This window comes from Stutzerimonas frequens, from assembly GCF_024448335.1.
Lineage (GTDB): Bacteria > Pseudomonadota > Gammaproteobacteria > Pseudomonadales > Pseudomonadaceae > Stutzerimonas > Stutzerimonas frequens.
In genome coordinates this window covers 249,078-268,745 of record NZ_JAMOHM010000004.1, presented here as the reverse complement: position 1 = coordinate 268,745, position 19,668 = coordinate 249,078, and the positions used below count along the sequence as shown (strand labels likewise).

Below are 19,668 nucleotides of genomic sequence, written 5' to 3'. Positions count from 1 at the left end.
AGTCGTCGCCGGCGCGCCATGGTCTAACCTCACAGCACAACCTCGAGGAGATGCCAATGGCCCTGAACCAGAACGAATTCGAAGCGCTGCTGAACGAGGCGCAAGCCTTTGCCGAGCGCGCCGCCAGCGAGAACAATCCGCTGCATTACCGCGACGCGTTCGCTGCCAGTCTCAAGGCCATGCGCCTGCTCGGCGAGGAATCTGGCGCCTGGCGGCAGATGGTGGCGCGGGCGACCGAGGAATTCGAGGGTGACGAGGGCATCTGACAGCGACTGCCTGCGCTTGGCACCCACCGCGATGCAGGTCGATCCGCTGCATTTCGTCGCATTGGCCACGTCCGAGCAATCTTGACCCCTATCAATGCTGGCCACTGGTCAGCTGCCTAGACTGCCGGCTGTTTTCCGTTCAGCCGAACGACCGCCGCGCCGCCTGTGCGTGGCGCGCATGTACCCGAATGTCTAGGAGTTGTCATGCACCTGGTCTGCCCGGCAGGAAGCCTGCCCGCGCTCAAGGCCGCCGTCCAGCAGGGCGCCGATGCCATTTATGTCGGTTTTCGCGACGACACCAACGCCCGCCATTTCGCCGGCCTCAATCTCGATGAAAAGCAGCTCGACAAGGGCCTGCAGCTGATCCGTGAAAAGGGCCGGCAGCTATACATTGCCGTCAACACCTATGCCCAGCCGGACGGCTGGAGTCGCTGGCAGCGCGCCGTCGACCAGGCCGCCGACATGGGCGTCGATGCGCTGATCGCCGCCGACCCCGGCGTGCTCGGCTATGCCAGCAAGCGCCATCCCAAGCTCAAGCTGCACCTGTCGGTACAGGGCTCGGCGACCAATGCCGCGGCGCTGGGCTTCTATCAGCAGCGCTACGGCATCAGCCGTGCGGTGCTGCCGCGGGTGCTTTCGCTCAAGCAGGTCAAGCAGGTCGCGGCGAGCAGCCCGGTGCCCATCGAGGTGTTCGCCTTCGGCAGTCTGTGCATCATGGCCGAGGGGCGTTGCCACCTGTCTTCGTACCTCACCGGCGAGTCGCCGAACCTCTGTGGCGTCTGCTCGCCGGCCAAGGCGGTGCGCTGGAGCGAGGAGCCGGAAGGGCTGACCTCGCGCCTGAACAACGTGCTGATCGACCGCTACGCCGAAGGCGAATCGGCCGGTTACCCGACGCTGTGCAAAGGGCGCTTCATGGTCAACGGCCAGCGCTTCCATGCGCTGGAGGAACCGACCAGCCTGAACACCCTGGACCTGATCCCGGAACTCTCCGCCATCGGCGTCACCGCGATGAAGATCGAGGGTCGTCAGCGCAGCCCAGCCTATGTTGAGCAGGTCACCCGGGTCTGGCGCGCCGCGCTGGACAGCTACCTCAAGGCGCCGCAGCGCTATGCGGTCGAACCCGGCTGGCGGCAGGTGCTGGATGGCCTTTCCGAAGGCTCGCAGACCACCCTGGGTGCCTACCACCGCGCCTGGCAATGAACGAGGAGCCACGCATGAAACTCTCTCTCGGCCCGGTGCTGTTCTACTGGGATCGCCAGCAGACGCTGGATTTCTACGCAAACATGGCGGAGCAGCCGCTGGACGTGATCTATCTCGGCGAAACGGTTTGCTCCAAGCGCCGCGCCATGATGCTCGACGACTGGCTGGGGCTGGCCCGCGACCTGGCCGAGGCCTCCTCGGCGCAATTGGTCCTGTCCGGCCTGACACTGGTCGAGGCGGCTTCAGAGCTGTCCAGCCTGCGCCGCCTGTGCGACAACGGCGAGCTGCTGGTCGAAGCCAACGACATGGGCGCGGTGCAACTGATGTCCGAGCGCAAGCTGCCCTTCGTCGGCGGCCCGGCGCTCAACCTCTACAACGGCCACGCCCTGGCCGAGCTGGTGGCCAGCGGCATGAGCCGCTGGGTGCCGCCAGTGGAAGCCTCCGGCAAGCTGATCAAGAGCGCCCGCGCGCAACTGCAGGAGCTGGGCGTGGCGCTGCCGGAAATCGAAATCTTCGCCTACGGCCATCTGCCACTGGCCTATTCGGCGCGCTGCTTCACCGCGCGTGCAGAGAACCGGCCCAAGGACGACTGCCAGTTCTGCTGCCAGAACTATCCCGAGGGCATTCCGCTGCTCAGCCAGGAGGGCGAGGCGCTGTTCACCATCAACGGTATCCAGACCATGTCCGCTTCGGTCAGCAACCTGCTCGCCGACTACCAGGGGCTGGTGGACAGCGGTGCCGACCTGCTGCGCCTGAGCCCGCGGGCCGCCGGCATGGAAGAGGTGATCGGCGCCTTCGATGCGGTGCGCAAGGGCGCGCTGCCGCCGCTGGCGGTGGACGGTTGCAATGGTTATTGGCATGGCCAGCCGGGCATGCTGCGTGCCGAGGAGGCCGGTTTATGCTGAATCCGCGTGCCCATCTGGTGAATCTTGGCGGCCGCCTGTTGCCACTGGCGGCGAAGACGCCATTCCTGCTCCAGCGCCTGGCGCTGGAGCGCAGTCTCAATCAGGTATTCGCCGAAGCCCTGGATGATGGTGCGTTCGACGTGCTCGATGGCCACTGGATGAAGCTTGAGGTCGCCGACCTCGGACTCGCCTGGTGCCTGACCTGCGAGCGCGGCAAGCTGCGCATCGCCGCACAAGCGCCGGTTGAGGTGACCATCCGCGGCAACTGGCGCGAGTTCCTCTTGCTGGCCAGCCGTCAGGAAGACCCGGATACCCTGTTCTTCCGCCGCCGGTTGGTCATCGAAGGTGATACCGAACTGGGCCTGGCGATCAAGAACCTGATCGACAGCCTCGACCCCGACACTCTGCCGAGCTGGCTGTGGAAGCTGCTGCAGGGCGCGGGAGAGGAGGTGGCCGCGGCCAATCGGGCGCAGGCCGCCAACGCCTGATCGTGGAGCGCTGAGCGCGCCGGTGACTATCCCGGTGCGCTATTGGCGTCGCTTCGCGTAGCAGGCCAACCCTGCGGAATCTCACCCCGCGCGCAGCTGCATGCGGTCGCTGGCGATGATCGCCTTCATGTCTTCCAACAGCGCCATGATCTCATCCTCGCTGCAGTCTTCCCGGTAGCGCTTGCGCAGGCCGTAGCTGCTAAGGGTGATGTGCACGTCGGGCGTCACGCCGTGCTGCGCTAGGCAGGCACGCGCGCAATGCATCGGACAGCCGTCGATGGCCAGGATCGGCCGGCCGGAATTGGCCTTTTTCACCAGCGCCGCGACACGACCACCGACGCCGGCTATGCAGGACATTTCCGCGAGTCCGGCGCGATCGAGTCGCACCGCCAGGGTGTTGGCCAGCTGGGCGACGTTCGAGCATCCCGAGCAGGAGTAGACCAGCGGCAGGGGCGTGGTGACAGTCATGGCATGTTCCCGGCAGCGTCTTGACGCTGGCCATTTTCCAAGCCGAATGCCTGGCTGGCTTTGACAGTAGTCAAGAACGCTGAGGCGCTCTGTCGCAGGTCATTCGTCATAGGCCGCCAGCTTGCGGTGGTCGAGGATCTCGATGCGTCGGCGCTGGACGGAGATGGTCCCGGCGTCGATCAGGCGATGCAGGATGCGCGAAAAGGTTTCCGGCTGGATGCCCAGCTTCGAAGCGATCAACCGCTTCGGCACGTCGAGCATCACCACGCCGCTGTCGTCCTGCTGCGACTGGGCGAGAAAGCGCACCACCCGATGACTGGCGTTGGCCAGGGTGAGGGTGTCGATCTCGGTCATGCGCTGGTGCAGGCGAATGCTCAAGGTGGCGAGGATGTCGAGGCAGATATCCGGCTGCTGCTCGAGAATGCGCCGGTAGTGCGGCCCGTTCAGGCTTGCCACCAGGCTGGCCTTGAGCGCCGTGGCGCTGACCGGATAGCTGGGCGTGCCCTTGAACAGCAGCGCTTCGGCGAAGGACTCACCGGCGCGCATCACTTCAACCAGCTTCTCCTGGCCGTCGCAGACCACTCGATGCAGCTTGATCTGGCCGCTGAAGAGGAAATAGAAGCGGTCAGCCTTGTCGCCCTGATGAAACAGCGAGGCACCGGTCGGCAGGCGCTTCAGGTTGGCCGAGGCGCAGACTTCCTGCAGCGCGGCATCCGGCAGCCGGCTGAACAGATGATGGCGGCGCAATTCGGCGATCAGCGAATGTTCGGTGAGCATGTGTCCTCCCCCGGACGAACCGGGTTTACCAGGCTGCATCCTAGGAGGCGGCACGCGGAGAGTTCCTTGACGCTGGACAAGTCTGCCGGCTATGGCGATGCGACCGCTCGGCAATCGCTTAAGCTGGCTTGACGATGGTCAATTCGGTAACAGGGTTCCGCCTCTAAAGTCGCACCATATTGTGTTTTAAGTCAGAAACAACACTACATATGGTATGGAGGCGTGGATGCCCAGGCAGGCAGAAGTGACAGAACCGGTTTCACTGCGCAAGCGCGACGGCCGCCTGGCGGCGTTCGACATGGCGAAGATCGAGCGTGCAATCGCGGCCGCCGGCGCGGCCACGGGCGAATTCGGTGCGTCGGAGGCTCATGCCCTGGCCGAGGCAGTCTGCCTGCAGCTGGCCCATCGCACGGCGGTGGAGGTGGAGCAGGTACAGGATGGTGTCGAGCGCACGCTGATGGCTGCCGGCCACTTCGACACGGCGCGCGCCTACATCGTCTACCGCGAGCGCCACGCGCGCCTGCGCCGCGATCGCAAGGCAGTGGTGGATGTCGCGGCCTCGATGAACGAATACCTCTCGCGCGAAGACTGGCGCGTACGGGCCAACGCCAACCAGGGCTATTCACTGGGTGGGTTGATCCTCAACGTGTCGGGCAAGGTCACCGCCAACTACTGGCTGGACGAGGTCTACAGCCCGGAGATCGGCACGGCGCACCGCGAAGGCGATCTGCATATCCACGACCTGGACATGCTCGCCGGCTACTGCGCCGGCTGGTCGCTGCGCACGCTGTTGAACGAGGGTTTCAACGGCATTCCCGGGCGAGTCGAGGCGGGCCCGCCGAAGCACCTGTCCAGCGCCCTGGGGCAGATGGTCAACTTCCTCGGCACGCTGCAGAACGAGTGGGCCGGCGCCCAGGCGTTCAGCAGCTTCGATACCTATCTCGCGCCCTTCGTGCGCAAGGACCGGCTGGGTTTCGATGAGGTGCGCCAGGCGATCCAGGAGTTCATCTACAACCTCAACGTGCCGTCGCGCTGGGGCACGCAAACGCCGTTCACCAACCTGACCTTCGACTGGGTCTGCCCCGAGGACCTGCGCGAGCAGATCCCCTATATCGGCGGCGAGGAGATGCCCTTCGCCTACGGCGAGCTGCAGGCCGAGATGGAGCTGATCAACCGCGCCTACATCGAAGTCATGCAGGCCGGCGACGGCCTCGGCCGGGTGTTCACCTTCCCGATCCCGACCTACAACATCACCCACGACTTCCCCTGGGACAGCGACAACGCCGAGCGCCTGTTCGAGATGACCGCGCGCTACGGGCTGCCGTACTTCCAGAACTTCCTCAACTCGGACATGCAGCCCAACCAAGTGCGTTCCATGTGCTGCCGCCTGCAACTGGACGTGCGCGAGCTGCTCAAGCGTGGCGGCGGGTTGTTCGGCTCGGCCGAGCAAACCGGTTCGCTGGGCGTGGTGACGATCAACTGCGCGCGGCTGGGTTACCTCTACCGCGGCGACAAGGCGGCCCTGCTCCAGCAGCTGGATCGCCTGCTGGAGATGGCTCGGCAGAGTTTGGAGGTCAAGCGCAAGGTCATCCAGCAGCATATGGATGCCGGGCTCTACCCCTACACCAAGCGTTACCTCGGCACCCTGCGCAATCACTTCTCCACCATCGGCGTGAACGGCCTGCACGAGATGCTGCGCAACTTCACCGATGACGCCGAGGGGTTGCACAGCGAAGCCGGTCGCGCGCTGGCCCTCGAGGTGCTCGACCACGTGCGGGCGCGGCTGGTGCAGTTTCAGGAAGACACCGGGCACCTCTACAACCTCGAGGCGACACCGGCGGAGGGCACTACCTATCGCTTCGCCAAGGAAGACCGCAAGCGTTTCCCGGACATCCTCCAGGCGGGTACGGCCGAGGCGCCGTACTACACCAACTCGTCGCAGCTGCCGGTGGGTTTCACCGACGATCCCTTCGAGGCGCTGGCATTGCAGGACGAACTGCAGTGCAAGTACACCGGCGGCACCGTGCTGCACCTGTACATGGCCGAGCAGATTTCCTCGGCCGAAGCCTGCAAGAAGCTGGTACGCAATGCGCTGTCGCGCTTCCGCCTGCCCTACCTGACGGTGACGCCGACCTTCTCGATCTGTCCGGTGCACGGCTATCTCGCCGGCGAGCACGAGTTCTGCCCGAAATGCGACGAGGCGCTGCTGCACAAGCAGCAGGCCGAAGCGGCCCTGGCCGTCTGATCTGCGATCCCATGTCACGCCGCGCCATGAGGTGCGGCGCCGCATACTCACCCCCCCGCAAAGGAGCATCAGCATGACCCAAGCCAACCAACTGCCCCAGGACCAGCGCCAGCGTTGCGAAGTCTGGACCCGCGTGATGGGCTATCACCGCCCGGTCGCCGCATTCAATCCGGGCAAGCAGTCCGAGCATCGCGAGCGCCTACACTTCACTGAAGCGGCGGCGCGGTGACCGCAGCACTTCGCGTCGGGGGGCTGGTCCCCCTGACCACGCTGGATTTTCCCGACCATCTGGCCTGCGTGCTGTTTTGCCAGGGCTGCGGCTGGCGCTGTCGCTACTGCCACAACCCGCAGCTGATTCCCGCCTGTGGCAACGAAGAAAGGCCGTGGTCGGAGATTCTGGCGTTCCTCGAGCAACGCGTCGGCCTGCTCGAGGCGGTGGTGTTCAGCGGCGGCGAGCCAACCCTGCAGACCGCGCTGCCCGAGGCCATCGCCCAGGTGCGGGCGCTGGGCTACAAGGTCGGCCTGCACAGCGCCGGCATCAAGCCGAAGCTGTTCGCCGGTATTCTGCCGCTGGTGGACTGGGTCGGTTTCGACGTCAAGGCGCTGCCCGAGCAGAGCACGGCGATCACCGGCGTGGACGGCAGCGGCAAGGCCAACTGGAGGAGCCTCGAGCACCTGCTGGAAAGCGGTGTCGAGCATGAATGCCGGACCACTGTGCACTGGCAGCTGTTCGATGCCGATAGCCTGTGGGACATGGCGCAGCGTCTGCGCCGTCTGGGTGTCGAACGCTTCGCCGTGCAATGCGTGCGCACCGCGCGCATGCTCGACGACAACCTTGCCGAGAGCCGCGCACCTTACGACCAGCAGCGGCTGTGGGAACGCCTGGATCGACTGTTCCCGTCCTTCGTGTTGCGCGGTTAGTCGCAGGCTTTCCCTGCACCCCTAGTCGTGTATGCGTTGCGGGGAAGGGAGCGCAGCCCCCTACCGTGATGGTCTTCCACGCTCTGTAGGGAGGGCTTCAGCCCACCTAGAACAGGCGACTCACCAGCCCCAGAACTGCAGCCACCAGCCGTAGCCAACCAGCGCGCAGCCGGCGTTCACGCAGGCGAATGCCAGTAGCCGGCGCAGGCCATTGCCGCCGTGCCGGCTGATGACGTTCCAGGCCAGATACAGGCTCCATGCGATGGCGCCGATCAGCAGCGCGGCGCGAGCCGGTTGTGCCCAGGCCAGCAGGAAACCCTCGTAGCGCAGCAGCTTGACCGTGGTCGCCGAGAGGCCGAGAAACAGCCCGGCGCCGCCCAGCGGCACCAGCGCCAGCGCCAGGTGCTGGAACACATTGTCGCCGCGGCGCATGACGCGCACGGCTGTACGTAGCAATAGCCAGAGTGCGCCGCCAATCAACAGCGAGGCGCCGAAGATATAGGTGAGGATCGCCGCGCCATCGAGCCAGGTGAAGGCATCGTTGGCCTGCGGATAGTGGGTCAGCAGCCACCAGGGCGCGTTGGCTTCCAGCGGCCAGAAGATATCGCGATCCACCAGCCATTCCGCCGCGGCCTGCTTGAGGGCGATGAACCAGGGGCTGACCGTCCACTGGAACGCGCCCATAGCCAGGCCGATCATGCCGAACAGCAGCAGGGTGCTGTCCCAGTGCTCGCCTTGCCGCTGGCCGCCGACGATGAGGATTTCCGCGTTTGGTGAGCGGGCGCTCAGCTGCACTGCGCCGCGCTGTCCGCTGCAGCGGCCGCAGGCATGGCAGTCGGCGTTGCCCTGCATGCGGCGAATGTCGATCAACGGCGCACAGTTGGGCGTCGGCAGGTGCGGTTCGCGGTTTTCCAGCCAGCGCTGCTCATCGACCTTGTAGTGCACCGGCGCCAGCCGGGCGAGCAGGGCGAACACGCCGCTGACCGGGCACAGATGGCGGCACCAGACGCGCTTGCCGCGGCCGTAGAGAAAGCCCACCAGCATCGCCGCGACGGTGGAGCCTCCGAGAATCAGCAGCGCCGCCTGGGCGTAGTCGTAGACGCTGATCAGCTGGCCATAGACGGTGGTGAGGATGAAGGCAATGGTCGGCCAGCCGCTCCAGCGCACCCAGCGCGGCGTGCGCTTGTTCAGCCCACGCCAGCTGATCCACTCGCTGAGCGAGCCTTCCGGGCAGAGCACACCGCACCACAGGCGGCCGAAGAAGATCATCGACAGCAGCACGAAGGGCCACCACAGGCCCCAGAAGATGAACTGCGCCAGTACCGTCAGGTTGTCGAGCATGCCGGCCTGGGCCGGCGGCAGATCGAGAAAGGCGGGAATCACCAGCAGCGTCAGGTAGAACCCCACCACCAGCCACTGCAGCGTGCGAATGGCCTTGGCATGCTGGCGCAGCAGATCACCGAGTCGCGCCAGCCACGGCGCCTGGCTGATCATGCTGGCCTCGCAGCGAGCTGCACCTGGGCCCGGGGTTTGAGCCAGGCCCATGCGGCGAGCCAGTACAGGGCGAGTGTCACAACCGCGGCCAGTGACGGCATGGCGCGGTAGCCGGTGAGGCCGGCCAGGGTGCCACCGAGGGCGCTACCGTCATCCAGCAGGGCGGAGGTGTCCCAGAGCGGATCGCCGAACACCGTATAGAACACTTCCGGCACATCCATGCCCATCAGCTGGCCGCTGAAGCGATCCAGCGCGGCCATCAGCAGGGCGCCACCGAGCAGCAGCAACATCACCTCGCTGACCTGGAAGAAACGCCGCCAGCTGAAGTAACGGCTGCCAGCCTGCAGCGCGGCATAGCTGAGCAGGGCGAGGACAAAGCCCAGAACTCCGCCGATGACGAAGCCGGTGAGGTCCTGGCCCTGCTGCTGGTTGCCGATGCCATAGAGGAACACCACCGTCTCGCTGCCTTCGCGCCCGACGGCGAGCATGGCCAGCACCAGCAGGCCGAAGCCGCTGCCCTGGCTGAGCTTGTCCGCCGCGCTGTTCTGCAGGCTGGTCTTCAGGGTCCGGCCGTGCTGGTGCATCCAGCCGACCATGTGCAGGATCAGCAGGCTGGCTACCAGCAGCATCGCGCACTGGAACCATTCGCCACCGCTGCCGGCCAGCCAGTCGCCGGCCTGCAGCACGCCCCAGCCCAGCGCGCCGGCCAGGCCGAGCCCGGCGGCGACGCCGGCCCAGAGCATGCGCAGGGCGTTGCCGGCACCCGGTTGCTGACGCAGCCACGCATGCAGGATGCCGATGACCAGCAGGGCCTCGACGCTTTCGCGCCAGACGATGAACATGGATTGGCCCATGGATGTGCTCCTTAACTACTTGGCGACGATCTCGCCCTCGGGAAGATCCATATGGAATTCGTCGAAGAACGGATAGCGGCCCGGCTTCAACGGGTGGATCACGACGAAGGAGGTCACGCCCGGTGACAGCACCTTCTCGACGCGCAGCGGCGTGCTCTCGAACTCGGTCGGCCCGCTGCCGGCGTTGTGCACGATGATCTTGAAACGCTGACGAGCCGGCACCTCCAGGGTCGCCGGCTCGAAGTGGCCGTCACGGATGGTCAGCTCGTAGGTCGGCAGCGCGGCCTGCACCGGGCCCGCGAGCCCGGCCAGCAGGGGCAGCGCGCCGAGCAGCGAGCGCCCGGCGCGGTCCATCAGTAGCCCCCTTTCTTGCCGATGCCGGCGTAGGTGAACTCGTAGTTCAGCTCGCAGCCTTCGAACCAGGGCGCGACGCCGGTTTCCTTGTCGGTGTGGCGACCGAACATGGCGTGCCCCGAGCCTGGCGGCAGGATCTTGTAGGTCAGCTGGTACTTGCCGGGGCCGAGCAGCTTGACGTTGTCTCCATAATGCGGCCCGTCGTTGGCGACCATCGGGTGGAACTCGCCTTCGACGACTTCGTCGGAACCCTTCTTGCGCAGCGTGTAGTGGATGCTCAGGTAGGGCACGAAGCTGCCTTCCTGCCAGCCGTTGCGGTTGTCCTCGGTGGCGCTGATGTCGGCCTCGAGATGCACGTCGGACTCGGCGGCGGCGCGCATCATGCCCGGCGGGTCCATTTCGACCGGCTGCAGGTACACTGCGCCGACCTCCATGCCACCGCACTGCTGCGGTTCGCCGATGGGGTATTCCTTCGCCTGGGCGAGCGGGGTGAGCAGCAGGGACGTGATGGCGAGCGTGGCGGGGATGCGCATTGGGGAAGCCTCCGGAAAAGCAGAAAAGGACGGAGTGAAGATTGCATCTGCGCTTCCGAATGATAATGATTCGCGTCAATTTCCCAAGAAATATTTTGTTACCGGTAGTCGTACGCAAGCCCGTATGCAGTTCCAGGCCGCTCTCCGTGGGCGTCGGCGGACTGCTGCGACCGGTCGTCACAGGGGCGTCTTAGCACTGGTCCCTGCCGTGTCGAAGCCCTGGCGGCGCGAACCGTCGCCGGGGGAATCCTCTAAGATGGGGCACCTTTCGTTTCCGGGGATTTCATGCAACCGCCCGTAGCTCTCGATGCCCGCACCGCGCGAATCCTGCCGTGGCTGGTGGCCATCGCCTTCTTCATGCAGACGCTGGACGGCACCATTCTCAATACCGCGCTGCCGGCCATGGCCCGCGACCTGGCCGAGAACCCTTTGCGCATGCAGGGCGTGGTGATCGCCTACATGCTTACGGTCGCCTTGTTGATTCCGGCATCGGGCTGGATTGCCGATCGCTTTGGCAGTCGGCGGATCTTTGTCGCAGCCATCGTGCTGTTCTCCCTGGGTTCGCTGCTTTGCGCGTTGTCCACCAGCTTCAACCAGCTCGTCGCATCCCGCGTGCTGCAGGCGTTGGGCGGCGCGCTGATGCTGCCGGTCGGGCGGTTGGTGGTGCTGCGCGCCTTTCCGCGCAGCGAATTCGTGCGGATCATGGCCTTCATCGCATTGCCGGGGCTGGTGGGGCCACTGCTCGGGCCGACCCTGGGCGGCTGGCTGGTGGAGTACGCCTCCTGGCACTGGATCTTCCTGATCAATCTGCCGGTGGGTGTGATCGGTTGTATCGCCGCGTTGCGCTTCATGCCGGACCTCAAGGGGCCGGAGCGGGTGCGTTTCGATACCCTGGGTTTCGTGCTGTTCGGTGCCGCGATGGTGCTGATCACCATTGCCCTGGAAGGGCTCGGCGAGATGCACATGCCGCATGCGCGGGTAACGTTGCTGCTGTTCGGCGGTGCCGCCTGCATGGCTGCCTACTGGCTGCGTGCCGGGCGCATCGAGGCGCCACTGTTCAGCCCCAAGCTGTTCCATACCCGCAGCTTCGCGGTCGGCATCTTCGGCAACCTGTTCGCGCGCCTGGGCGGCGGCGCCCTGCCATTCCTGGTACCGCTGCTGCTACAGGTGGCGTTGGGCTATTCGCCGGCGCAGGCGGGCATGAGCATGATCCCGCTGGCGCTCGGCGCGATGGCGGTGAAATCCCTGGCCAAGCCGATCATCGACCGCCTCGGCTATCGCCGCCTGCTGATCGGCAACACCTTGCTGCTCGGCTGCCTGATCGCCAGCCTGGCGACCATCGGCACGCAGACGCCGACCTGGCTGCTGCTGGTGCATCTCGGGCTGATCGGCATGGTCAACTCCATGCAGTTCACCGCGATGAACACCGTCACCCTGATCGGCCTCAGCCATGCCGATGCCAGCAGCGGCAACAGCCTGCTGTCGGTGGTGGTGCAGCTGTCGATGAGCCTTGGCGTCGCCACCGCCGGCGCGCTGCTCGGCGGCTTCACCGTGGAGGGTGCGGCGGGCAGCGAGGTGCTGCACGCCTTCCAGCTGACCTTCCTCTGCGTGGGTGCCATGGCCATGCTCGCGGCCGCGCTGTTCCTGCAGCTGGAGCCCCGCGACCCCTGCCACGACGATGACTCGCGGCGCGCGGTTGACGTGGGCGAATAGGTCCGCCTGTTTGCGCTGATATGTAAGGTTTCAGGTCATGTCGCTCGGCTTTCTCATCACGCGTCCAGCGCGGGCTTGATCGCGATGGCCATTGCGCCACCGCGAACCCGCTGCATTTGTTTACCTGTTCAAGTAAACATTATCGACCTGTCGTATAAGGCTACATATCGTTGCAGCTCTGGACTGGCATTCTGCCGTTATGGAAGGAACGAAGGAATGAACGGGATGAGCCTGGCCTGGCTGCTGATCGGAGGATCGCTGTGCAGCGTAATGGTGCTGCTGGTTCTGCTATGGCTGCTGTGGCTGGAACGCAAGAGCCAGCGCTGCGAGCTGACGGTGTTGCGTGAACTGCTCGACGGCCTAGGGCAGGTGATCGTGCGGCTGGAGAAGGACAAGGCCGAGCTGGCATCGGGGTTGCGCGCGGAAAAGGCCCACGTCGCCCAGCTGTGTCGGCAGATCGAGCTGCTGCGGCGATGAATTTGTTGTTTGTACCAATATATTGCTTCGAATAGCTGGTGTGTGCGGCTATTATGCGCTCGTGTTTGTTATAAAAACTACAATCTTGGAGGTTCCATGCATCCCCGGGTCGTCGAAGTCACCGAGCGCCTGATCGAGCGCAGCCGTCCGACGCGCGAGGCCTATCTCGCCATGATTCGTGCCGCCGCGAGCGCCGGGCCGGCCCGCAACGCGGCGCAGTGCGCAAACTTCGCCCATGGTGTCGCTGGTTGTGGCGCCCAGGACAAGCAGCGCCTGCGCCTGCCTGATGCTGCCAACGTCGCCATCGTCACCGCCTATAACGACATGCTCTCGGCGCACCAACCCTACGAGGACTACCCGGAGCGCCTGCGCCAGGCGCTGCGCGAGATCGGCTCGGTGGGTCAGGTGGCCGGCGGCGTGCCGGCGATGTGTGATGGCGTGACTCAGGGCGAGCCGGGCATGGAGCTGGCCATCGCCAGCCGCGAGGTGATCGCCATGAGCACGGCGGTGGCGCTGTCGCACAACCTGTTCGACGCCGCGCTGCTGCTCGGCATCTGCGACAAGATCGTTCCTGGCCTGCTGATCGGTGCGCTGCGCTTCGGTCATCTGCCCGCCGTCTTTGTGCCGGCCGGGCCGATGCCCTCCGGCCTGGCCAACAAGGACAAGGCCGCGGTGCGCCAGCGTTACGCCGAAGGCAAGGCTGGCCGCGACGAGCTGCTCGCTGCCGAGATGCAGGCCTATCACAGCCCCGGTACCTGCACCTTCTACGGCACCGCCAACACCAATCAGATGCTGATGGAGGTGATGGGCCTGCACCTGCCGGGCTCGTCCTTCGTCAATCCGGGTACGCCGCTGCGCGATGCGCTGACCATCGAGGCGGCGCACCAGGTCACCCGGCTGACGCCTCAGGGAGGCTGCCATACGCCCCTCGGCGAGCTGGTCGACGAGCGCGTGCTGGTCAACGCCGTGGTCGCGCTGCATGCCACCGGCGGCTCGACCAACCACACCCTGCACATGCCGGCCATCGCTCAGGCGGCGGGCATTCAGCTGACCTGGCAGGACATGGCCGACCTCTCCGAGGTGGTGCCGACGCTGGCGCGCGTCTATCCCAATGGCTCGGCGGACATCAATCACTTTCATGCCGCTGGCGGTGTCGCGCTGCTGGTGCGCGAACTGCTCGACGCCGGCCTGCTGCACGAGGATGTGCATACCGTGATGGGACGAGGCCTGCATCGCTATACCCAGGAGCCCTTCCTCGAGGATGGTCGGCTGACCTGGCGTGAAGGGGCTGCGCAAAGCCTTGACGACAGCATCCTGCGCCCCGTAGCGCGGCCGTTCTCCGCTGAGGGCGGATTGCGGCTGATGAGTGGCAACCTCGGGCGCGGGGTGATGAAGGTCTCCGCCGTAGCGCCGGAGCATCGCGTGGTCGAGGCGCCGGCGCGGATCTTCTCCGATCAGCTGGAGCTGGTGGAGGCGTTCAAGGCCGGCGAGCTGGAGCGTGATTTCGTCGCTGTGGTGCGTTTCCAGGGGCCGCGCGCCAATGGCATGCCCGAACTGCACAAGCTGACGCCCTATCTCGGCGTGCTGCAGGATCGCGGCTTCAAGGTCGCGCTGGTCACCGACGGGCGCATGTCCGGTGCGTCGGGCAAGGTGCCGGCGGCGATCCATGTCTGCCCGGAAGCGATCGATGGCGGGCCGCTGGCGCGGCTGCGCGATGGCGATCTGTTGCGCGTCGACGGTCAGGGCGGCGTGCTCGAGGTGCTGGTGGATGCCGCCGAGCTGGCCGATCGCTTGCCGGTAGCGGCGCCGGCGGCGGGCGTACAAGGTTGTGGCCGCGAGCTGTTCGGCTTCATGCGGGCGGCGTTCAGCTCCGCCGAACAGGGCGCCAGTGTGTTCACCGCCGGGCTGGAGGTGCTGCGATGAGGCTGGCGCTGGTCGGTGACATCGGTGGCACCAACGCGCGCTTCGCGCTGTGGCGCGACTCGCGGCTGGAGTCGGTGCGGGTACTGGCGACGGCGGATTTCGCCACGCCCGAGCTGGCGGTCGAGTACTACCTGGCGTCGCTCGGTCTTGCGCCGGGCAGCGTCGGTGCGGCCTGCCTGGCCTGTGCCGGGCCGGTCAAGGGCGAGCAGTTCACCTTCACCAACAATCACTGGCGGCTGACGCGAAGCGACTTCTGCGGCGCTCTGCAGCTGGATGAGCTGCTGCTGATCAACGACTTCGCCGCGATGGCGCTAGGCATGACGCGAGTAGGTGAAGCGGGGCGGCGCGTGATCTGTGCGGGCGAGGCAGAGCCGGATGCGCCGGCGCTGGTGATCGGGCCGGGCACCGGGCTTGGCGTCGCCGCGTTGATGCCCTTGGGCAGTGGCAACTGGCGTGCATTGCCGGGGGAGGGCGGGCACGTCGACCTGCCCGTGGCGGATGCGCACGAGGTGGCGCTGTGGCAGATGCTGTTTGCGCAGCTTGGCCATGTGCGTGCCGAGGATGTGCTCAGTGGCGGTGGCCTGTTGCTGCTCTACCGTGCGGTCTGCGCCCTGGCCGGTTTGACGCCGCGACTGGCGTCGCCGGCCGAGGTCACCGCGGCCGCGCTCGCGGGCGATCATGTGGCGGTGGCGACCCTGGAGCAGTTCTGCGTGTGGCTCGGGCGGGTTGCCGGCAACAACGTGCTCACGCTCGGTGCGCGCGGTGGGGTGTATATCGTCGGTGGTGTGGTGCCGCGTTTCGCTGATTTCTTCGCGGCCAGTGGTTTCGCCCGCGGCTTTACCAGCAAGGGCTGCATGAGCGGCTATCTCGCCGATGTGCCGGTGTGGCTGGTTACCGCGGACTATCCGGGGCTGGAGGGTGCCGGTGTGGCGTTGGAGCAGGCGCTGGTGCGCTGATCTGGTGGTTCGGGTGTGTGATGGCGGGATGTTGTTATAGCAACATCCTGCGTTCGTACTGGTTTCGTCAGCTCGGCTCTTCATCCGCCGGGTAGCGGCTGGCGTTCAGGCTTTCCTTCACCTTGCGCAGGTGCGGCTGGAAATCCACGCCGCGGCGCAGGGTCATGCCGGTGGCGAGCACGTCGAGCACGGTGAGCTGGATGATACGCGAGGTCATCGGCATGTAGATGTCGGTGTCCTCGGGCAGTGGAATGTTCAGGCTCAGCGTGCTGGCCTGGGCCAGCGGCGAGCCGGCGGCGGTCAGGCCGAGTACCGAGGCGCCGTTCTGCCGGGCGATGCGCGCCACTTCCACCAGTTCGCGGGTGCGTCCGGTGTAGGAAATGATCACGAACAGCTCGCCGGTATGCGCCACCGAGGCCAGCATGCGCTGCATCAGCACGTCCGAATGCGCGGTCACCGCCAGGTTGAAGCGGAAGAACTTGTGCTGCGCATCCAGCGCCACCGAGGCCGAGGCGCCGAGGCCGAAGAAGTGGATCTGGCGGGCCTGGATCATCAGGTCCACGGCGCGGCTGACCAGCTGCGGGTCGAGGCTCTGGCAGGCGCTGTCCAGCGAGGCGATGGCCGAGCCGAAGATCTTGCGTGTGTATTCCGCCGGGCCGTCGTCGGGCTCTACCGCCTGGCTGACATAGGCGGCGCCGCTGGCCAGGCTCTGCGCCAGCTGCATCTTCAGTTCCGGATAGCCGCTGACGCCGAACGAGCGGCAGAAGCGATTCACCGTCGGCTCGCTGACCTGTGCGGCCTGCGCCAACGTGGCGATGCTGAAACGGGTGGCCTGCTGAGGGTTGCGCAGGATGACTTCGGCCACCTTGCGCTCGGCCTTGTTGAGGTCTTCGATGCGACGCTGGATCTGCTCGAGCAGGTTGTGTACGCGGTCCATGACGATCCTGATGCGGCTGGTCAGAGGTGCTCTATGCTACTGAGCGGGCTGCGGAGCGACCACCGGAATCTCCTTTTCTGACTAAATGTTGTTTTTATTACTACATCATCCTTGAATAAACGCGGCTTCGCGTGTATTCATAGGGCAGTGTTAGTAGAAGAACAAATATCATGACGCCATTATCTGTCGAACCCTGCACCCTGGCGCTGTTCGGCGCCCTCGGTGACCTGGCCTTGCGCAAGCTGTTTCCCGCGCTCTATCAGCTCGACCGTGCCGGCCTGCTGCCGGCGGACACCCGCATTCTCGGCCTCGCCCGCGACGGCGGCGAGCCGGCTTCGCATCTGGCGCTGATCGCCGAGCACCTGCGCCGCCATGTGGCCGAGCGCGAGCTCGAGGAAAGCGTTCTGCAGCGTTTCCTCGCCCGTCTGGACTACCTGAGCATGGAGTTCGGCCGCCGCGAGGATTACGCCGCGCTGGCGGACAAGGCCGGCCAGGCCGAACGTATCGTCGCCTTCTTCGCCACGCCGGCTTCCGTCTACGGCGCGATCTGCGCCGGGCTGGCGGAGGCGGGGCTGGCCGAGCGCACCCGCGTGGTGCTGGAAAAGCCGATCGGCCATGACCTGGAATCGTCCCGTGAGGTGAACGACGCGGTGGCGCGCTTCTTCCCGGAAGACCGCACCTACCGCATCGACCACTACCTGGGCAAGGACACGGTGCAGAACCTGATCGCCCTGCGTTTCGCCAACAGCCTGTTCGAGACGCAGTGGAACCAGAACCACATCTCCCACGTGGAGATCACCGTCGCCGAAACCGTCGGCATCGAGGGCCGCTGGGGCTACTTCGACCAGGCCGGCCAGCTGCGCGACATGATCCAGAACCACCTGCTGCAGCTGCTCTGCCTGATCGCCATGGACCCGCCCAGCGACCTGTCGGCCGACAGCATCCGCGACGAGAAGGTCAAGGTGCTCAAGGCGCTGGCGCCGATTGCGCCGGAGCACCTCGGTCAGCAGCTGGTGCGCGGCCAGTACGTCGCCGGCAGCATCCTCGGGCGCCACGTACCGGGCTATCTGGAGGAAGAAAACTCCAACACCCAGAGCGACACCGAGACCTTCGTTGCCCTGCGCGCGGAGATCTGCAACTGGCGCTGGGCCGGTGTGCCGTTCTACCTGCGGACCGGCAAGCGCATGCCGCAGAAGCTGTCGCAGATCGTCATCCACTTCAAGGCGCCGCCGCACTACATCTTCGCCCCCGAGCAGCGCCAGCTGATCGGCAACAAGCTGATCATCCGCCTGCAGCCGCAGGAGGGCATCTCGCTGCTGGTGATGACCAAGGACCAGGGCCTGGACAAGGGCATGCAGCTGCGCAGCGGCCCGCTGCAGCTGAACTTCTCGGAAACCTACAAGAGCCCGCGCATCCCCGACGCCTACGAGCGTCTGCTGCTGGAAGTGATGAAGGGCAACCAGAACCTCTTCGTGCGCAAGGACGAAATCGAATACGCCTGGAAGTGGTGCGACCAGCTGATCGACGGCTGGCAACGCGTCGGCGCGCCTCCCAAACCCTACGCAGCAGGCAGCTGGGGACCGGCTGCCTCGATTGCCCTGATCAGCCGTGACGGCAGGAGTTGGTATGACGATCTCTAACCTCGATCTCCCGGTGCAGACCCTCGGTTTCAGCCTCGGCAACGCCGACCAGCTGGCCGGCGAACTGGCGCTGACGGTGAGCAACGCCCTGCGCAGTGCGATCGCCGAGCGCGGTGCGGCGACCCTGGTAGTGTCCGGCGGCCGCAGCCCGATCGCCTTCTTCGAGCGCCTGGCGCAGCAGGAGCTGGATTGGGCCAAGGTCACCATCAGCCTCGCCGACGAGCGTTGGGTGCCGGTCAGCCATTCCGACAGCAACGAAGGCCTGTTGCGCCGCCATCTGTTGCAGGGCCCGGCCGCTGCGGCGCGCCTGGTTGGCTTGTACCAGAGCGCGGCAAGCCTGGAGCAGGCCGCCGAACGCGCCGACGCCGTATTGGCCGAACTGCCGCCGATCGACGTGCTGGTGCTGGGCATGGGCGAGGACGGCCACACCGCCTCGCTGTTCCCTGACAGCCCGAACCTGGAAGCAGCGCTCGACCCGCGTGGTGCGCGGCGCTGCCTGCCGATGCAGGCGACGAGCGTACCGCGCCAGCGCCTGAGCATGTCCCTGGCGCTGCTGGCCAGCGCGCGGCTGACCCTGCTCGCCCTGCACGGCCCGGGCAAGCTGGCCACGCTCAACCAGGCCCTGGCCGGCGAATCCTACGAAGCGATGCCGATCCGCGCCTTCCTCGCCCGTCCCCTCGAAATCTACTGGTGCCCCTGAGGCCGCAAGGAATCTTCCATGACATCTACCCAAACCAGCGCTGACGCCATGAACGACAAGATCGCCCTGATCGACCAGTGGTGCAGTGCCGCGCGCATCCTCCCGGTGATCACCATCGGGCGAGAGGCGGACATCCTGCCGCTGGCCGACGCCCTGGCCGCCGGTGGCCTCAAGGTGCTGGAAATCACCCTGCGCTCGGCGCTGGGCCTGAGTGCCATCCGCCTGCTGCGCGAGCAGCGCCCCGAGCTGATCGTCGGTGCCGGCACCGTGCTGGATGCCGCCATGCTGGCCGAGGCCGAGGCCGCTGGTGCGCAGTTCATCGTCTCTCCGGGCAGCACCGCCGAGCTGCTGGATGCCGCTCTACAAAGTCCATTGCCACTGCTGCCGGGCGTGGCCAGCGCTTCGGAAATCATGCTCGGCTACGCCCGCGGTTATCGCCGCTTCAAGCTGTTCCCGGCCGAAGTCTGTGGCGGCGTCGCCGCGCTCAAGGCGCTGGGCGGGCCGTTCGGCAATATCCGTTTCTGCCCGACCGGTGGCATCAACGCGCGCAACGCCAGGGACTATCTGGCGCAGTCCAACGTGATGTGTGTCGGCGGCACCTGGATGGTCGATGCCAAGGCCGTGCGTGTCGGCGACTGGGCCGCCATCGAAAGCGCCACGCGCCAGGCCCTGCAGGCGCTGGACGCAGCGCCGCCTGCCGAACTGCCGCGCGACTTCGATCTGCGTGCCGAGCGCGCCGAACAGCGCGAGCTGTAATCCGTCCGACCCCGTCGCGGTGGGCGTGGGGCCTGCCGCGATCATCCCGATTCGCTACCTG

The 19,668-nt window shown here is 66.1% G+C and carries 21 protein-coding genes; 14 read left to right on the top strand and 7 right to left on the bottom strand.

Going from position 1 to position 19,668, the window contains the following annotated elements:
- Window positions 1-56 precede the first annotated feature (56 nt).
- The 4 genes from NAO55_RS08085 (at window position 57) to ubiT (ending at window position 2,859) form a co-directional block, all read left to right on the top strand.
- Window positions 57-266, top strand: a complete 210-nt coding sequence (locus NAO55_RS08085) for a hypothetical protein (protein WP_045633848.1) — start codon at window positions 57-59, stop codon at window positions 264-266.
- A 204-nt stretch (window positions 267-470) separates the two neighbouring features.
- On the top strand, window positions 471-1,466 hold the full coding sequence (gene ubiU, locus NAO55_RS08080; RefSeq protein WP_102838611.1) for a ubiquinone anaerobic biosynthesis protein UbiU: 996 nt from the start codon (window positions 471-473) through the stop codon (window positions 1,464-1,466).
- A 14-nt stretch (window positions 1,467-1,480) separates the two neighbouring features.
- Window positions 1,481-2,371, top strand: a complete 891-nt coding sequence (locus tag NAO55_RS08075; RefSeq protein WP_011914535.1) for a U32 family peptidase — start codon at window positions 1,481-1,483, stop codon at window positions 2,369-2,371.
- Window positions 2,365-2,859, top strand: a complete 495-nt coding sequence (gene ubiT / locus NAO55_RS08070) for a ubiquinone anaerobic biosynthesis accessory factor UbiT (RefSeq protein WP_063542108.1) — start codon at window positions 2,365-2,367, stop codon at window positions 2,857-2,859. The genes NAO55_RS08075 and ubiT overlap by 7 nt, the downstream gene beginning before the upstream one ends.
- An 81-nt stretch (window positions 2,860-2,940) precedes the next feature.
- Here the strand turns inward: ubiT and NAO55_RS08065 are convergent, their stop codons facing one another.
- Window positions 2,941-3,327, bottom strand: coding sequence for a putative zinc-binding protein (locus NAO55_RS08065; RefSeq protein ID WP_102838610.1), 387 nt, complete (start codon window positions 3,325-3,327; stop codon window positions 2,941-2,943).
- A 99-nt stretch (window positions 3,328-3,426) separates the two neighbouring features.
- Window positions 3,427-4,104 (bottom strand): Crp/Fnr family transcriptional regulator, encoded by a 678-nt coding sequence (locus NAO55_RS08060; RefSeq protein ID WP_102838609.1) that lies wholly within the window; start codon window positions 4,102-4,104, stop codon window positions 3,427-3,429.
- Between the two features lie 226 nt (window positions 4,105-4,330).
- On the opposite strand from NAO55_RS08060, the gene NAO55_RS08055 reads away from it, so the two are divergent.
- From NAO55_RS08055 to NAO55_RS08045, 3 genes are all read left to right on the top strand, one after another.
- Window positions 4,331-6,349 (top strand): ribonucleoside triphosphate reductase, encoded by a 2,019-nt coding sequence (locus NAO55_RS08055; RefSeq protein WP_102838608.1) that lies wholly within the window; start codon window positions 4,331-4,333, stop codon window positions 6,347-6,349.
- 73 nt (window positions 6,350-6,422) lie between these two features.
- Window positions 6,423-6,578 carry an anaerobic ribonucleoside-triphosphate reductase gene (gene nrdD, locus NAO55_RS08050; RefSeq protein WP_011914531.1) on the top strand — a complete coding sequence of 52 codons (156 nt, stop codon included), beginning with the start codon at window positions 6,423-6,425 and terminating at the stop codon, window positions 6,576-6,578.
- Window positions 6,575-7,270 carry an anaerobic ribonucleoside-triphosphate reductase activating protein gene (locus tag NAO55_RS08045; RefSeq protein WP_013983965.1) on the top strand — a complete coding sequence of 232 codons (696 nt, stop codon included), beginning with the start codon at window positions 6,575-6,577 and terminating at the stop codon, window positions 7,268-7,270. Before nrdD ends, NAO55_RS08045 begins: the two co-directional genes overlap by 4 nt.
- Window positions 7,271-7,390: 120 nt before the next feature.
- Here NAO55_RS08045 and NAO55_RS08040 read toward each other — a convergent pair whose 3' ends face one another.
- From NAO55_RS08040 to NAO55_RS08025, 4 genes are read right to left on the bottom strand one after another with little or no spacing between them, the layout of a single operon-like run.
- Window positions 7,391-8,764, bottom strand: coding sequence for a 4Fe-4S binding protein (locus NAO55_RS08040; RefSeq protein ID WP_102838607.1), 1,374 nt, complete (start codon window positions 8,762-8,764; stop codon window positions 7,391-7,393).
- Window positions 8,761-9,618 (bottom strand): FTR1 family iron permease, encoded by an 858-nt coding sequence (locus NAO55_RS08035; protein ID WP_049340522.1) that lies wholly within the window; start codon window positions 9,616-9,618, stop codon window positions 8,761-8,763. Before NAO55_RS08035 ends, NAO55_RS08040 begins: the two co-directional genes overlap by 4 nt.
- Window positions 9,619-9,633: 15 nt before the next feature.
- Window positions 9,634-9,972, bottom strand: coding sequence for a cupredoxin domain-containing protein (locus tag NAO55_RS08030; protein ID WP_063542121.1), 339 nt, complete (start codon window positions 9,970-9,972; stop codon window positions 9,634-9,636).
- Window positions 9,972-10,505 carry an iron transporter gene (locus NAO55_RS08025; protein WP_102838606.1) on the bottom strand — a complete coding sequence of 178 codons (534 nt, stop codon included), beginning with the start codon at window positions 10,503-10,505 and terminating at the stop codon, window positions 9,972-9,974. Before NAO55_RS08025 ends, NAO55_RS08030 begins: the two co-directional genes overlap by 1 nt.
- A 285-nt stretch (window positions 10,506-10,790) precedes the next feature.
- On the opposite strand from NAO55_RS08025, the gene mdtD reads away from it, so the two are divergent.
- The 4 genes from mdtD to NAO55_RS08005 all read left to right on the top strand — a co-directional run bounded on the left by mdtD (window position 10,791) and on the right by NAO55_RS08005 (window position 15,574).
- Window positions 10,791-12,218 (top strand): multidrug transporter subunit MdtD, encoded by a 1,428-nt coding sequence (gene mdtD / locus NAO55_RS08020; protein WP_102838605.1) that lies wholly within the window; start codon window positions 10,791-10,793, stop codon window positions 12,216-12,218.
- Between the two features lie 216 nt (window positions 12,219-12,434).
- Window positions 12,435-12,695 (top strand): hypothetical protein, encoded by a 261-nt coding sequence (locus tag NAO55_RS08015; RefSeq protein WP_172883704.1) that lies wholly within the window; start codon window positions 12,435-12,437, stop codon window positions 12,693-12,695.
- Between the two features lie 96 nt (window positions 12,696-12,791).
- Window positions 12,792-14,618, top strand: a complete 1,827-nt coding sequence (gene edd / locus NAO55_RS08010) for a phosphogluconate dehydratase (RefSeq protein ID WP_102838604.1) — start codon at window positions 12,792-12,794, stop codon at window positions 14,616-14,618.
- On the top strand, window positions 14,615-15,574 hold the full coding sequence (locus NAO55_RS08005; RefSeq protein ID WP_102838603.1) for a glucokinase: 960 nt from the start codon (window positions 14,615-14,617) through the stop codon (window positions 15,572-15,574). Before edd ends, NAO55_RS08005 begins: the two co-directional genes overlap by 4 nt.
- A 67-nt stretch (window positions 15,575-15,641) precedes the next feature.
- Here the strand turns inward: NAO55_RS08005 and NAO55_RS08000 are convergent, their stop codons facing one another.
- Window positions 15,642-16,511, bottom strand: coding sequence for a MurR/RpiR family transcriptional regulator (locus NAO55_RS08000; RefSeq protein ID WP_102838602.1), 870 nt, complete (start codon window positions 16,509-16,511; stop codon window positions 15,642-15,644).
- A 170-nt stretch (window positions 16,512-16,681) separates the two neighbouring features.
- On the opposite strand from NAO55_RS08000, the gene zwf reads away from it, so the two are divergent.
- Genes zwf through NAO55_RS07985 form a run of 3 tightly spaced genes read left to right on the top strand, consistent with a single transcriptional unit; the run spans window position 16,682 to window position 19,607 of the window.
- Window positions 16,682-18,151 (top strand): glucose-6-phosphate dehydrogenase, encoded by a 1,470-nt coding sequence (zwf, locus tag NAO55_RS07995; protein WP_102838601.1) that lies wholly within the window; start codon window positions 16,682-16,684, stop codon window positions 18,149-18,151.
- Window positions 18,138-18,851 (top strand): 6-phosphogluconolactonase, encoded by a 714-nt coding sequence (pgl, locus tag NAO55_RS07990; protein ID WP_102838600.1) that lies wholly within the window; start codon window positions 18,138-18,140, stop codon window positions 18,849-18,851. Before zwf ends, pgl begins: the two co-directional genes overlap by 14 nt.
- 18 nt (window positions 18,852-18,869) lie before the next feature.
- Entirely contained in the window at window positions 18,870-19,607 is a 738-nt protein-coding gene (locus NAO55_RS07985) for a bifunctional 4-hydroxy-2-oxoglutarate aldolase/2-dehydro-3-deoxy-phosphogluconate aldolase (protein WP_102838599.1), read from the top strand.
- Window positions 19,608-19,668: the final 61 nt, after the last annotated feature.

Coding starts and splice junctions, on each gene's coding strand:
- NAO55_RS08000 (WP_102838602.1), bottom strand. CDS start 16,511: ATGGACCGCGTACACAACCTGCTCGAGCAGATCCAGCGTCGCATCGAA.
- NAO55_RS08075 (WP_011914535.1), top strand. CDS start 1,481: ATGAAACTCTCTCTCGGCCCGGTGCTGTTCTACTGGGATCGCCAGCAG.
- NAO55_RS08035 (WP_049340522.1), bottom strand. CDS start 9,618: ATGGGCCAATCCATGTTCATCGTCTGGCGCGAAAGCGTCGAGGCCCTG.
- ubiU (WP_102838611.1), top strand. CDS start 471: ATGCACCTGGTCTGCCCGGCAGGAAGCCTGCCCGCGCTCAAGGCCGCC.
- nrdD (WP_011914531.1), top strand. CDS start 6,423: ATGACCCAAGCCAACCAACTGCCCCAGGACCAGCGCCAGCGTTGCGAA.
- edd (WP_102838604.1), top strand. CDS start 12,792: ATGCATCCCCGGGTCGTCGAAGTCACCGAGCGCCTGATCGAGCGCAGC.
- NAO55_RS08030 (WP_063542121.1), bottom strand. CDS start 9,972: ATGGACCGCGCCGGGCGCTCGCTGCTCGGCGCGCTGCCCCTGCTGGCC.
- NAO55_RS08085 (WP_045633848.1), top strand. CDS start 57: ATGGCCCTGAACCAGAACGAATTCGAAGCGCTGCTGAACGAGGCGCAA.
- ubiT (WP_063542108.1), top strand. CDS start 2,365: ATGCTGAATCCGCGTGCCCATCTGGTGAATCTTGGCGGCCGCCTGTTG.
- zwf (WP_102838601.1), top strand. CDS start 16,682: ATGACGCCATTATCTGTCGAACCCTGCACCCTGGCGCTGTTCGGCGCC.
- NAO55_RS08025 (WP_102838606.1), bottom strand. CDS start 10,505: ATGCGCATCCCCGCCACGCTCGCCATCACGTCCCTGCTGCTCACCCCG.
- NAO55_RS08055 (WP_102838608.1), top strand. CDS start 4,331: ATGCCCAGGCAGGCAGAAGTGACAGAACCGGTTTCACTGCGCAAGCGC.
- NAO55_RS08060 (WP_102838609.1), bottom strand. CDS start 4,104: ATGCTCACCGAACATTCGCTGATCGCCGAATTGCGCCGCCATCATCTG.
- NAO55_RS08015 (WP_172883704.1), top strand. CDS start 12,435: ATGAACGGGATGAGCCTGGCCTGGCTGCTGATCGGAGGATCGCTGTGC.
- NAO55_RS07985 (WP_102838599.1), top strand. CDS start 18,870: ATGACATCTACCCAAACCAGCGCTGACGCCATGAACGACAAGATCGCC.
- NAO55_RS08040 (WP_102838607.1), bottom strand. CDS start 8,764: ATGATCAGCCAGGCGCCGTGGCTGGCGCGACTCGGTGATCTGCTGCGC.
- pgl (WP_102838600.1), top strand. CDS start 18,138: ATGACGATCTCTAACCTCGATCTCCCGGTGCAGACCCTCGGTTTCAGC.
- NAO55_RS08065 (WP_102838610.1), bottom strand. CDS start 3,327: ATGACTGTCACCACGCCCCTGCCGCTGGTCTACTCCTGCTCGGGATGC.
- NAO55_RS08005 (WP_102838603.1), top strand. CDS start 14,615: ATGAGGCTGGCGCTGGTCGGTGACATCGGTGGCACCAACGCGCGCTTC.
- mdtD (WP_102838605.1), top strand. CDS start 10,791: ATGCAACCGCCCGTAGCTCTCGATGCCCGCACCGCGCGAATCCTGCCG.